The organism is Clostridium sp. 1001275B_160808_H3 (assembly GCF_015550425.1).
GTDB lineage: Bacteria > Bacillota > Clostridia > Clostridiales > Clostridiaceae > Clostridium.
In genome coordinates, this window is sequence record NZ_JADNAT010000015.1 from 20705 (window position 1) to 35405 (window position 14701).

Sequence of the window (14701 nt, forward strand, 5' to 3'; positions counted from 1 at the left end):
CTCCAAATTATCTTATTCCTAATGATTCTAAAATTTTTTCTAATGATCCTGGAGCTGGAACAAAATAAAAATGTCCTTCTATTTTGTTATCTCCTTCTCCCATAAATAATGTTTCTATATCTAAAACATACTCTTCGTGTTGCCCTGTTTCAACGAATGTTGAAACAAGTATTGCACTTAGCATATCATTAGCTACTGCAGGTACTGAGGCAGTTGCCTTTAGCCCTGTAAAATTTGCAATTGCATTCATAAAAGATGAGGATATTATATTCCCAATCTCCCCTATAACTGAAATGCCCATCTCAGTAAAAGTTTTTTCATCTTTATAAGTCATTTTTGATATCATATTTAATGCTACGTCTTCTTCAAATATATAAAGGACACTTCCGGGAATATCGTCAAGTACTTTCACCAATACAGCTACAACTTCATTTTCTCTGCAACTATTAAATAACTCATCGAATTCTATTAAGTTCATATTTGGAACTGACATATCAATTTTAGTTCCAAGTAGCATTGATAGAGCTGTTGCTGAATTTCCTGCTCCTATATTAGAAACTTCCCTTAATGCATCCAATTGAAATGAAGTTAAATTCTTGTATTCCATAAAAATCCTCCCTTCTAAATCAATGCCGCCACATCAAGAATTAATGTTACTAATCCATTTCCAAGTATTGTAGCTCCAATATATTCTTTTAAGGATCTTAAAGTTTTGCCTAAAGGCTTAATTACTATTTCCTGTTGACCAAATAATGAATCAACAAGTAATCCTACTGTTTTTTCTCCAACTTTTACTATAATAATGAACTTCTTTTTACTTTCTTTATTTTCGATTCCAAGTCTCTCATTTAATCTTATAAGAGGTATAATACTATCTCTATAAACTATTACTTCCTCTCCATTTGTCTTTTTAATATTTTCTTCTTTATAATCTATAACTCTATCAATAAATCCTAATGATATAGCAAGAGTTTCATCACCCACCTTAACCAAAAGTGCTTGAATTATTTGAAGTGTTAAAGGTAACTTTATTATAAAACTTGACCCTTTTCCCTCTTCACTAACAACATCTACAGTACCACCTAGTGAGGAAATTTTTGTTTTAACAACATCCATTCCAACACCTCTACCCGATATATCTGTAACTACAGTATTTGTACTAAAACCTTGAGCAAATATTAAGTTCCTAATGTCATTGTCACTTAATCCTTCTGTATTTATTCCTATTTTTTCGGCTTTAGCCTTTACTTTTTCAATACTAATTCCTGCTCCATCATCACTAACTTTTATTAAAGCCTTAGTTCCTTCTTGATAAGCAACTAGTTTTATTTTTCCAACAGGATCTTTGCCATTTGCAATTCTTTCTTCTTTAGTTTCTATACCATGATCGGCTGCATTCCTTAAAAGATGTATTAACGGTTCTCCAATTTCGTCTATAACAGTTCTATCTAATTCTGTTTCTGATCCTTCTATAATGAAATTTATCTCTTTTTTAAGTTCTAAAGATAAATCTCTTATCATTCTAGGGAATCTATTAAATACTACTTCCAACGGAAGCATTCTTATCTTCATAACTAAATCTTGCAAATCTGATGTTGTTCTCTCAACTTGCTCTAATGTTTCTATTAGTTCTTGAGACTTATCATTAATTACAATTTGTTCTAATCTAGTTCTGTATATAACAAGTTCTGATACCATATTCATTAGCTTATCTATTCTTTGTAAGTCAACTCTAACTGATTGATGCGCTCTCTTATTATTATCTTTTTTCTTATCTTGCTTTTCTATTTTATCACTTGATATATTATCTTTTATATGAATCTTCTCTATTCCACTTATTATTTCATCTTTTAATGTAGTTTCTTCATCTTGATAAATATCTTCAATAGAAACATAAGATGTTTCTACTTTTCTTACTTCTGAAATATTGCTTACTATTTCATTAACTTCTTCTTTTGATCTAGTAGTAATTAAAACAAATATCAATTCTGTATCAAACTGTTCATTTTCTATATCTTCTGTAGAAGGAAAAGATTTTAATATTTCCCCTTGCGCTTCAAGTTCTTGAACAATTAAAAATGCTCTTGCTGATTTTAATAATGTATCATCTCTTAATATTATTTTAACGTTAACTCCATTAAATCCGTTTTGTTTTGCTTGCTTTAAGACTGATAAATCATATTCATTTAAACCTATATTAATAGATTCATTTGTTAATTTACTATCCTGTTCACTATTATATTTTTCTGTTATATACTCTTGTTTAGCTATTGACACTTCCTTGCTTCCAACATTTTCTAGAGACTTCATTATATTTTCTATTTCAATCTCTTCGTCATTGCCTTCTTCTATATTTCTAACCATTCTTTCTAAAGTATCTAAACAATCAAATAAAACTGTAACAACATTTCTACTAACTTGTAACTTGCCTTCTCTAAACTTTGATAGCACGTCTTCCATTTTATGAGTTAACTCAGCTATATTGCTAAATCCCATTGTTGCAGCCATACCCTTTATCGTATGAGCTACCCTAAATATTTCATTTACTTTATCTATATTTTCTGGTTCTTGCTCTAAATCTAATAAAGCTTCATTTAAGGTTTGTAAATTATCCATTGACTCTTCTAAAAACATTCCCATATATTGAGATACGTCCATTTTATTCACCCCTTTATACTCTTTTATAAATAAAAGTAGAAACTTTCTCTAATCCATAATCTTTATAATTATAAATACTTTCTGTTGCGCCAACAAATAGTAATCCACCCTTTTTTAAAGAGCTTGAAAATTTTTTAAATATCTCTTTTTTAACTTCATTTTTAAAATATATTATTACATTTCTACATACTATCAAATCAAAATCTTTTTCATAGTTATCTAAAATTAAGTCATGCTTTTTAAATATAACCATGGATTTTATATTATTATTTATTAAAAATTTATCTTTTTCTAATTGGAAATACTTTTTCATATAATCTTCACTTACATTTTTCATCTCAGCTTGTACATATTCTCCAAGCTTTGCTCTATTCAATATAGTATTATCTATATCTGTTGCAATTATAGTATTCCTTCCAATAGGATTTAGCTCATTCACCATCATTGCAATACTATATGGCTCACACCCTATTGAACAAGCAGCACTCCAAATTTTCAATTTATTATTATTTAAAAGATAAGATTTTAAGTTTTTTTCTAATTCTTTAAATAGTTCTGGATTTCTAAAAAACTCTGTAACATTTATAGTTATAAAATCTAAAAACCTCTGTCTTTCTTTATTATTAGATAGTAAAAGCCTCTTGTAATCATCTAATGATTTTATATCTATTCTTGACATCAAGCTTCCAATTCTTCTATTTAATTGTTCTTGCTTATATGCGTTTAAATTAATATTGAACTCTCTATATATCCAATTATGAAATTCTGTAAAGTCCATATCTCCTCCTAAGTTGCATTAACTAAACTTCTTATCTTTGCTGCAATATTATTTATAGAAAGTACATAATCTACACATCCTGTTTCATAAGATACTTTTGGCATCCCATAAATAACAGAACTAGCTTCATCTTGTGCTATAGTTATACCTTTATTCATTTTTACAACTACAGTTCCCTCTGCTCCATCTTTTCCCATTCCTGTTAGTACAACAGATATTACTCTACTAGCATATACAGTAGATGCTGATATAAATAATTTATCTACAGCAGGCCTTACTCCCCAGATTGCGTCATCAGTATTAAGCTTTAAAATACCGGACTTCTGGACTATCATATGAAATCCACCTGGAGCTATATATATTTTGTTTTTCTCTATCTTCATTCCATCTTCTGCTTCTAAAACATGTAATGAGCATTTTTTATTTAATCTTTCAGCAAATGCTTTTGTAAACCCACTTGGCATATGCTGAACAACTAAAACAGATACATTTAAATCTTTAGTTAATTCCGTAATTACTCTTTCTATTGCCTTCGGTCCACCTGTTGATGCACCTATTAAAATTATATCCCGCCTGTTATTTATGTCATTATGTATCAATAGTGCATGCACCTCCTATAGTCTTCTTAGACTATTTCCAATACTCTTAATTATAACTGCACCATCTTCACTCTCTAAAATCATAGTTCTTCCTTTGTTTCCTCCTATATCTTCTCCTATTATTGGAATAGATAAATTTCTTATAGATTCAATTACAGCAGTACTATTTCTTTTTCCTACATCACTAATAATTTTCTTATCTGGGAAGTTAAACATTGATGCTCCCCCTGCAATTTTGGCTACAATATTATCTTTTCTACACCCAAGAGATAGCATTTTTTCTAGTAAATTTTGAATTCCCAAATCTGCATATTTAAAAGGATTTAATATATTCTTGAATTGTGTGCTATCTGGTAACATTATGTGAACAAGTCCTGCAATTTTCTTTTCTTTATCATATAAGGCTATTCCAACACATGATCCAAGTCCCATCGTTATTAGTTTATCTGGGGCAGATACAATAGCTCCATCGGCTATTCCAACTCTAACCTCTTTTTTTTCTTCCAATTTTGTCACCCCTGAAAAATACTCTCTTCTTCTTCTACTGTTAGTATTTTTTCTAAATCTAACATTATGATTATGTTGTTGTTTTTCTTTATTAATCCTTTTATATATTTCTTTGAAATTAAAGTTGAAAGACTTTCTGGATTATTTATTTCCTCATCAAATATACTAAGAACTTCACTAACACTATCTACTGATATTCCAAATTTCCCTGTATTTCTTTTTACAACTATTATTTTTTTATCTAAACTATTTTCTAATTTTAATTTGAATTTATTTGCAAGATTTATAATAGGTAAAACTCCATTTTCATAGTTAATAACACCATCCAAAAAACTTGGTGAATCAGGCAAAATAGTTGGTTCCTCATACCCTAAAATTCTCTCTACTTCCATTATATCAGTAGCATAGAATTCATTACCTAATTTAAAAACTAAAATTTTTATCTCCTTCATTCCCTTTTCTTTTCCTCCTATAGAAGTAATTTATCCACAATTAAACTGCCATCTTTATCTATATATGCATGTACATTTTTAGACGGCTTTTCTAAGATATATTTTTTATTTCCTATAATAAAAATAGTGTTATGATATGCAACATCTACATTTATTTCTCCATCTTTATCTACTTCTAATTTCGTAAATACTCCTGAATCACTTCCTACTATTGAAGCCTTAATTAATTTTCCTGATTTTAAGTGACCTCCTCTACAGACAGAAGACTTAAGACAAAAATTAATATTACCAGATGAATTTAATTGGCTAGTAAATAAACCTTTTCCTATTATATTTATATCTCCTGTAACACTTATCTCAGATTCTTGTGCATACTCAATTGTTAAGTCTGATGTTGTTATAACATCCTTTTCCAAATCTTCTAATTCCTTAGCAACTTGATAAATTATATTCTCTATTTCATTAATATCCTTTATAGTGCTAGGACCAGCGCCCATAAGTTTTGATTTAGCCAATTCTACAACAATAGAGTTATAGCAATTATCTTGCATGGCATTTGAAATTATTTTGATGCATGTTTTAGGGATATTTTTATATTTAGTTTCAATTAGCGATTTAATTATCATTCCATCTGTTATATTGCTCTTAATCAAATTATTATCTTTTAGATATATAGAGTTTTTTAATAAAGATTCTAAATCATTCTTAATTTCTTTTAATGCTTTAACTCTCTTTTCTTTAATTAAATTGGTTCCTCCAACTTCAACTTTAGAGTTAACTATATTTCCAGTAATTTCAGATGTATCTTTTGCATCAATAAATCCACCAAATACTCCATTTTTTATAGCAAGGCTACCTCCTGCAGTAACTTTCATTCCTTCAGTAACCTTGCCATTTATTTGCACACTTGATGGAAATTTAATATTTCCACTTAAAATTGTAACATCATCATTTAATACATATATAGGCTCAACTCCTATAGTATTCTTACTAAAATATGGCTTTCCAGAAATAGTTGAAATTATTAAATTATCTTTTATCTTACATCCTTGTCCCGCTGAAAAATTACTTTTCTTTTTAGCCTTTCCTGGTATTCGTTGTGAAAAAACATTTTTTCCATCAACACCATTCTCTCCCTTTATAATCTCGGCTAAAACTTCGTTAGCTTTAACACTTGTTATAGAATTAAACTCCCTATAATCTATTTTTTCTGTATTTTCATCTATTTCTAATTTATTATTTGAATTAAAAAACACGTTTATTTTGTCTTCAATAGGAAGTTTTTCCTTTATTCCTTGTGCTATTAATTTATTTTCAATTTCTCTATTAGACACAATATATTTTATAATTTCATTATCTATACCATAAGATATACCCTTATCTTTTAATAAAGTAAACAGCTCAGATTCTGTTATTATAGGTGCATCTATTCCTTCTTCAACATCTACATCTAATGATAAGATATTACTTTCCTTTGAATCTTTCAAATAATAAACTAATTCCTTATTATATGTAATTGAAATATACGCTTCTGTTTTATCATCATTAAATCTTATATCAATAAGACGTTGTGCTTTTTCTTTTAACCCTTTAAAGTCTATAATGTCTACCGCTTTTATAATAGATTGCTTGGTTACCTTTTCTCCATTTATATATAACTCTCCATTTATAGGCGGCAAAATGGTTGCATATTTCCCATTTCCAACTGGATTTCTAATTACTATTTTTCTATCTTTAACATAGACAGTTCCATCAATGTTATTGACCTTATTATAATTTTCTTCCATACCCAAGCCCCCATTGCATATATATGGTAATAAATTTACCAGTTTAATAATACCATAATTTAAAATATTTTTGAATAGACATAAATCTTTTAAAAATACAAAAAACTCTTATTTTATCTAAATTGATTAACATATATTTTTATCTCTTCATCAAAACTTTTAATTAATTTTTGCATTTTTTTATTTTCAATATTAAAATTAATTTTATCAACTTTAGAAATCGGTAATATTTTAGGTGATGTTCCAGATATAAACATTGCATCAATACTTTCCAATTGATCAAAATTTATTTTTCTTTCTTCAAAACTTATACCTAAGCTTTTAGCTAATGATATAATTCTACCTCTTGTCACCCCTGGTAAAACATCATCTAATGGAGAAGTGTATAATGTATCTTGTTTAATCATAAATATATTTGACTTACTTCCTTCTGTTATAAATCCATTTGAATTTACAAGTATTGCTTCGAAAACATTTGCTTTCTTAATTTCATCATTTACTTTTTGTCTAAAATTACTATCAATTACCTTAGCATTAGGATTTGTTCTTTCTCCATGATAAAGTATAGTCTCCACTCCATTTTTATACATATCTTCGGTTGGATAACTATGCTTAATACTAAAGACTTTCATAGTATCACTTTGTATATCAAATGTAAGTTTAATATTTCCACACTCTACATTATTTGCTTCAATTAACCTTATAAGATAATCTTTTATTTTATCATATTTATAAGAAAATGTTTTTCCCATAAGCCTAAAAGATGATTCCAATCTCTTAATATGATCTTCGTAGAATAATGGAACTCTATCTATAACTCGTATAACTTCATATATGATTCTGTTTTTTTCTGTTGAATCACTTGTATAATTGTTTATCTCTTCTAAATGTCCATCTTCTAAATAATATTTTAAAATAGCTTCCATAAGTAACTCCTCCTCTTATTTCCATTTTAATACTTCAAAATTATTTTTCTTTTTATAATTTATTAAATAACCATTTCCAACTAAATCTAATAATGGTTTATCTGATAAGGAATCTGAAAACATATAGGAATTTTTAAAATCAACTTTGATATTTTCTTTTGCTAGTACTTCTTTAAGCCTTCTTACTTTTTCCTCCCCCTTACAGTTTTCACCTTCCATTTTTCTTATAAACTTACCACTATCTATAGTAAATTTTGTTCCTATCACCATATCTACTTCTTTTATAGCGTAAAATTCTTTTAAATAAAATTCTGGAGATGCAGATATTAAATATACCTTATATCCTTGACTTTTTAAATCTTTCATCATTTTTATAGCATCTTTATATAATATATTCTCTAAAACATCTCTATAAAAACCTTTCACTAATATAGCTAAATCATTTTCATCTATACCATCTATAAATTTAAGGAAACTCTCCTTTACTCTCTTTTCATCATAAACCTTTATAGAATACATAACTCCACTATATAAAGCTCTTGGAAGAAATTTAATATTTCTTATATCTTTTTTAATAACATATTTATATAATTGCATTAAAGTTTCTTTTTTAGTTATAGTATAGTCTACATCAAATATTGCTAATTTATCCATTATCATTCCTCCTAAGCTAATTCATTATTAATTATATACTATAATTTGCTATAATTAAACAAATTAGTAACTGAATTGACTTAAATATAAAATAATATTAACTTTATTATTATTCTATAAAAAAAATATTACCACAGGATCACTGTAGTAATATTTATATTTTTTAATCTATCAAACTAATTTTTGCAAATATTTATCTAATCTATTTAATCCTTCTTCTATTATTTCCATAGATGTTGCATAAGATAATCTAATATAATTATCTAATCCAAAAGCAATTCCTGGTATTACTGCAACATTTTCTTCATTTAATAAACTTTTTGAAAAATCTAGAGATGAATTAATCATCTTATCATTAATTTTTTTACCAAAATACCTCTCTACACATACCATTATATAAAAAGCACCCTTAGGTCTTATAATTGATAACCCATCAATTTTATTAATTCTATCAATCATATAATTTCTTCTTTTTTCAAATTCTTTTATCATTATTTTTATGCTATCTTGTGGTCCATTTAAAGCTTCAATTGCAGCATACTGAGATATAGAGTTTACATTTGACGTAACATGACTTTGAACACTACTCATTAACTTAGCAATTTTCTTACTAGATGCAGAATATCCTACTCTCCACCCTGTCATTGCATATGCTTTTGATAATCCATTAATTACTATCGTTCTTTCATAAGAATCTTTTGATATAGCTGCTATGCTAATATGATTTGCATTATCGTATATCAGCTTTTCATATATTTCATCTGATATTATTATTAAATCATATTCCTTAGCTAATTCTGCAATTTCAGTTAATTCTTCCTTTGTATATATACTACCAGTTGGATTATTGGGACTATTTACTAATATTGCTTTTGTTCTATTTGTAATTGATTTTCTAAGCTCATCAACTGTATATTTGTAATCATTTTCCTTAGTAGTATTTATAAATAAAGGAATCCCACCAGCTAATTTCACAAGTTCTGGATAACTTACCCAATAAGGAGTTGGTATTATCACTTCATCCCCTTCATTCAATATAGCTAAAAAAGTATTTGCCAAACTTTGCTTAGCTCCTGTAGATACCACTATCTGATCTGCATCATAATTTAATTCATTATCTTTTTTTAATTTATTACAAATAGCTTTCCTTAAATCTAAAATACCACTTGTAGGCGTATATTTCGTCTTTCCATCTCTCATGGCTTTTATAGCAGCTTCTATTATATTTTCTGGAGTATTAAAATCTGGCTCTCCTGCCCCAAAGCTTACTACATCCACCCCTGATTCTTTTAACTCTTTTGCCTTTGCTGTAATTTCTAGTGTTATTGATGGATTAATTCCCATTGCTTTTTTAGATAAATCCATTTTGATACCCCCCAATTTACTTTTTAAAATTTATTAATTTTTTTAGTAAAGCTTCATTTATCCCATAGCTTCCTATTAAATTTTCATTATAACATTCTTTACCATGATAATCACTTCCACCAGTTATAAATAATTTATGTTTTTTACATAAATTATAAAAATTATTGGTTTGTTCTCTACTATGACTAGGGTGATATACTTCTACACCTCTTAAACCATAAAACTTAAAATCTTTAATTATATTTTCTATAGCTAATCCTTTATATATCTGACCTGGGTGAGCCAAAACTGCAACTCCTCCCGAGCTATTTATAACTTGTATAGCATCTTTATAATTAAGCTTAAAACCTTTAACATATGCAGGCTTTCCTTTAACTAAAAAGTTAGTAAAAGCAGCTTTATAACTATCAAAATATCCTTTTTTCACCATAGCATTAGCAACATGACTTCTTCCTATCACTGTAGAATCTAAATCAATAGCAAGCTCATCTAAAGTTAAATGGATATCATTCTTTCTTAATTTAAAAAGAATTTCTTCTATTCTTTCTATTCTAGCTTTATTTAATCTATTTACTGTTTCATTTAAATTTTTATTTTTTATATCAATAAAATATCCTAATATATGAATTTCTAAATCATCATATTCAGTGCTTAATTCTATTCCAGATATTATATTTATATCATCGGATTTATTTTCTACTATATATTGCGAAGCTATCGAATCATGATCTGTAATAGAAATACTTTTCACACCTAGACTTTTTGCTTTATCCACAATTTCTTCTGGTGTCATACTACCATCTGAATAACTTGAATGAATATGTAAATCTGCATAGTTCATTTTAACACCTTATTTCTTAAGTATATATTAAAAATATATCATTATTAATATAAAATGACAATTAAAAAGTAAACATAAATAAAAGAAGTGCCAAAATTGGCACTTCTTTTATTTATTACTCAGCTAAATCTTCACTATAGAACTTTGATACTCTATCAAATTCTTCTTCTTCTGGAATTATTAATTCTCCATCTTCATTTGATCTAAATAAGTAAACTGAATCTTCATTTGGATCTTGAGCTAAAATATACTCATTTTCTTCAAATTCGAAGGCATCTATAATTGGACATGATATAACATTTCCATTATCATCTTCTAAGTCTACAACAAAGTGTTCATGATGGTCTTCTCCACATCCGCATCCTTCATGATGTTCATGATCGTGATCGTGACCACATCCACATTCCATTTCTTCTTCGTGGCATCCACATTTCTTTTCGTTATCCATTAAAATAATCCTCCTTCAATAGATTATGATTCTATTTAATTCTACCCTTAATTAGTAAAAATTAAAAGAAAAATATTAATTTTTTTTATATTTTATATTATTAAAGAAAAAATGAGGAGCTTTATAGCCCCTCATCTATAAAAATTATTGTTGTTCTGCTAATCTCTTGTAGTTTGCTAATCTTTCCTTAGCATCCTTTTCTGTCTTTTCAAATAAAGCTTCAGCAGCTTCTGGGAATGCCTTAGCAAGTGATGCATATCTTACTTCACCCATTAAGAATTCTCTGAAATCAGCCTTTGGTTCCTTAGAATCTAATGAGAATGGATTCTTAGTTCCAATTAAGCTTGGATTATATCTATATAATCCCCAATATCCGCATTCAACAGCTTTTTTAGCTTCATCTTGGCTGTTAGCCATACCACTCTTAATACCATGGCTTATACATGGAGCATAAGCAATGATTAATGATGGACCATCATAAGCTTCAGCTTCTGCTATTGCTTTAAGAGTTTGGTTCTTGTCAGCTCCCATAGAAATTTGAGCTACATATACATATCCATATGTCATAGCCATCATTCCTAGGTCTTTCTTCTTAGTTCTCTTTCCTGATGCAGCAAACTTAGCTATTGCAGCAGTTGGAGTTGATTTAGAAGATTGTCCACCAGTATTTGAGTATATTTCTGTATCAAATACAAGAACATTTACGTCTTCTCCTGAAGCAAGAACATGGTCTAATCCACCGTATCCGATGTCATATGCCCATCCGTCTCCTCCGAATATCCATTGAGATCTCTTAACTAGGAATTCCTTATCTTTTAAGATTTCTCTTGCATAGTCAGCATCAACATTTGCTAAAGTAGCAAGAACTCTATCAGCTCTATCTCTAGTTCCTTCTCCACTGTTCATATGATCTAACCAGTCTTGAAGTACTGCTTTAACATCTTCTGAAGTTTCTATTTCTAGAGCCTTCTTCATGTTATCAGCTATTCTTTCTCTTATAGCCTTAACTCCTAAGAACATACCTAATCCAAATTCAGCATTATCTTCGAATAATGAGTTAGCCCAAGCTGGACCATGTCCTTCATTATTTACTGTGTATGGAGTTGCTGGAACTGATCCACCCCAAATTGATGAACATCCAGTAGCATTAGCTATCATCATTCTATCACCGAATAATTGAGTTACAAGCTTAGCATATGGAGTTTCTCCACAACCAGCACAAGCTCCTGAGAACTCAAATAATGGTTGTTCAAATTGGCTACCCTTAACTGTATTCTTGTTCATTGGGTTCTTCTTAGGTGCAACTTCTTTAACTGCATAATCCCAAGCTTCGATTTGATCTTCTTGAGTATCCATTGGTTTCATTATTAATGCCTTACCAGGTGCTGGACAAACTTGAGCACAGTTTCCACAGCCTGTACAATCTAATGGAGTAACTCCAATTGTATAGAATGTTGGCTCTTCTGTCTTTAATGCCTTTGCAGGAACAATCTTTAATGATTCTGGTGCATTTTCTTTTTCATTTTCATTTAATAAGAATGGTCTTATAACAGCATGTGGACATACATATGCACATTGGTTACATTGGATACATTTATCTTGTTGCCATTCTGGAACATTGATAGCTATACCTCTCTTTTCATATGCAGCAGTACCAGCCATGAATGTACCATCTTCCATTCCATCAAATGCTGAAACTGGAAGGTCAAATCCTTTTTGAGCATTGATTGGTTCAACTATATTCTTGATGAAAGCAGGAACGTCATTTCTTTCTTCCTTAACTTCTTCAACAGCATCTTTCCAATCTGCTGGAACTTCTATCTTAACTATAGATTCAACACCTTTATCTATAGCAGCATAGTTCATGTTAACAACTTTTTCACCTTTTTTACCGTATGACTTAACTACAGCGTCTTTTAAGTATTTAACAGCATCTTCAACTGGAATGATGTTAGCAATCTTAAAGAATGCAGCTTGCATTATCATGTTAATTCTTCCACCAAGACCAATTTCTTGTGCTATCTTAACAGCATTTAAAGTATATAAATCAATGTTGTTTTCTGCTATATATCTCTTCATTGATGCAGGTAATTTTTCATTAACTTCTTCTGGGCTCCAGATTGTGTTTAATAAGAATTTACCATTTTTCTTTAAGCCTTCTAATACGTCATATTTATAAACGTAAGCTTGGTTATGACATGCTACGAAATCAGCTTTGTCAACTAAATATGGTGATTTGATTTGTTTCTTACCAAATCTTAAGTGTGATACTGTTATACCACCAGATTTCTTTGAGTCATATGAGAAATATCCTTGAGCATACATGTCTGTATGGTCTCCAATGATTTTAATAGCACTCTTATTAGCACCAACTGTACCGTCTGATCCTAATCCCCAGAATTTACATGCTTTAGTTCCTTCTGGAGTAGCATCGATGTCACCAATTTCTTCTAATGAAGTATTAGTTACGTCATCAACAATACCAATTGTAAATCCATCTTTTGGATTTTCTGATGCTAAGTTAGCATATACAGCAGCTATATGTGATGGGTTTGGATCTTTTGAACCTAATCCATATCTACCTCCAACTATAACTGGAGCATTTTCTCTTCCATAGAATGCACTCTTAACGTCTAAGTATAATGGTTCTCCAATTGAACCTGGTTCTTTAGTTCTATCTAGAACAGCTATAGACTTAACTGTAGCTGGTATTACCTTTAATAATTTTTCTATAGAGAATGGTCTGTAAAGTCTTACCTTAACAACCCCAACTTTTTCTCCTTTTGCATTTAAGTAATCTACAGTTTCTTCAGCAACGTCAGTTGATGAACCCATTGTAACAATTATTCTGTCTGCATCTGGAGCTCCATAATAATCGAAGCAGTGATATTCTCTTCCTGTTAACTTAGTTATTTCAGCCATGTAGCTTTCTACAACTTCTGGAATATCTTCATAGAATCTATTTACTGATTCTCTAGTTTGGAAGTATATATCAGGGTTTTGTGCAGTACCTCTAGTTACTGGGTGATTTGGATTTAAAGCTCTTCTTCTAAAAGCATCTAAAGCATCATAATCAACTAATTTAGCTAATTCATCATATTCTAAAACTTCTATTTTTTGAATTTCGTGTGAAGTTCTGAATCCATCAAAGAAGTTCATAAATGGTATTCTAGTTTTGATAGAAGTTAAGTGAGCTACTGGAGCTAAATCCATAACTTCTTGAACTGATCCTTCTGCAAGCATTGCAAAACCAGTTTGTCTTGCAGCCATAACGTCTTGATGGTCTCCAAATATACTTAATGAAGAAGTTGCTAAAGCTCTTGCTGATACATGGAATACTGTTGGAAGCATTTCCCCTGCAATCTTGTACATATTTGGGATCATTAATAATAACCCTTGTGATGCAGTATATGTTGTTGTTAATGCACCAGCTTGTAAAGATCCGTGAACTGCACCAGCTGCTCCTGCTTCTGATTGCATTTCCATAACCTTAACAGGTTGTCCAAATATGTTCTTTCTTCCTTGTGCTACCCATTCATCAACGTGCTCAGCCATTGGTGATGATGGTGTAATTGGGAAGATAGCAGCTACTTCTGTGAACGCATATGATATATGAGCCGCAGCCGTATTACCATCCATAGTTTTCATTTTTCTCATCGTGTTTGACCTCTCTTCCTTATATATAA

Annotated in this window: 13 protein-coding genes; all 13 read right to left on the minus strand. The window is 29.5% G+C overall.

Annotated features, from left to right (window positions below; all coding sequences use genetic code 11):
• Nucleotides 1-7: 7 nt before the first annotated feature.
• On the minus strand, nt 8-607 hold the full coding sequence (locus tag I2A75_RS12210; RefSeq protein ID WP_195264829.1) for a chemotaxis protein CheC: 600 nt from the start codon (nt 605-607) through the stop codon (nt 8-10).
• Between the two features lie 14 nt (nt 608-621).
• Nucleotides 622-2658, minus strand: coding sequence for a chemotaxis protein CheA (locus I2A75_RS12215; RefSeq protein WP_195264831.1), 2037 nt, complete (start codon nt 2656-2658; stop codon nt 622-624).
• A gap of 13 nt (nt 2659-2671) precedes the next feature.
• Nucleotides 2672-3436, minus strand: a complete 765-nt coding sequence (locus tag I2A75_RS12220; RefSeq protein WP_195264832.1) for a protein-glutamate O-methyltransferase CheR — start codon at nt 3434-3436, stop codon at nt 2672-2674.
• Between the two features lie 8 nt (nt 3437-3444).
• Complete coding sequence (locus I2A75_RS12225; RefSeq protein ID WP_195264834.1) at nt 3445-4035, minus strand: CheB methylesterase domain-containing protein; 591 nt, start codon at nt 4033-4035, stop codon at nt 3445-3447.
• Between the two features lie 15 nt (nt 4036-4050).
• Complete coding sequence (locus tag I2A75_RS12230) at nt 4051-4551, minus strand: chemotaxis protein CheD (protein ID WP_195264836.1); 501 nt, start codon at nt 4549-4551, stop codon at nt 4051-4053.
• Complete coding sequence (locus I2A75_RS12235) at nt 4548-4994, minus strand: chemotaxis protein CheW (RefSeq protein ID WP_195264838.1); 447 nt, start codon at nt 4992-4994, stop codon at nt 4548-4550. The genes I2A75_RS12230 and I2A75_RS12235 overlap by 4 nt, the downstream gene beginning before the upstream one ends.
• A gap of 17 nt (nt 4995-5011) precedes the next feature.
• Nucleotides 5012-6781: a flagellar assembly protein A gene (locus I2A75_RS12240; RefSeq protein ID WP_195264840.1), complete on the minus strand. Its 1770-nt coding sequence runs from the start codon at nt 6779-6781 to the stop codon at nt 5012-5014.
• Nucleotides 6782-6894: 113 nt separating this feature from the next.
• Nucleotides 6895-7707, minus strand: coding sequence for an aminotransferase class IV (locus I2A75_RS12245; RefSeq protein WP_195264842.1), 813 nt, complete (start codon nt 7705-7707; stop codon nt 6895-6897).
• 15 nt (nt 7708-7722) lie between these two features.
• The gene (locus I2A75_RS12250; protein ID WP_195264844.1) at nt 7723-8361 is read right to left on the minus strand and encodes an HAD-IB family hydrolase; all 639 of its coding nucleotides are present in this window, start codon (nt 8359-8361) and stop codon (nt 7723-7725) included.
• A gap of 171 nt (nt 8362-8532) precedes the next feature.
• On the minus strand, nt 8533-9726 hold the full coding sequence (locus tag I2A75_RS12255) for a pyridoxal phosphate-dependent aminotransferase (RefSeq protein WP_195264846.1): 1194 nt from the start codon (nt 9724-9726) through the stop codon (nt 8533-8535).
• Nucleotides 9727-9742: 16 nt separating this feature from the next.
• Nucleotides 9743-10567 (minus strand): PHP domain-containing protein, encoded by an 825-nt coding sequence (locus tag I2A75_RS12260; protein WP_195264848.1) that lies wholly within the window; start codon nt 10565-10567, stop codon nt 9743-9745.
• Nucleotides 10568-10682: 115 nt separating this feature from the next.
• A complete protein-coding gene (locus tag I2A75_RS12265; RefSeq protein WP_195264850.1) occupies nt 10683-11015 on the minus strand; it encodes a DUF1292 domain-containing protein in 333 nt (110 codons plus the stop codon).
• A gap of 144 nt (nt 11016-11159) precedes the next feature.
• Nucleotides 11160-14672 (minus strand): pyruvate:ferredoxin (flavodoxin) oxidoreductase, encoded by a 3513-nt coding sequence (gene nifJ, locus I2A75_RS12270; RefSeq protein WP_195264851.1) that lies wholly within the window; start codon nt 14670-14672, stop codon nt 11160-11162.
• Nucleotides 14673-14701 lie beyond the last annotated feature (29 nt).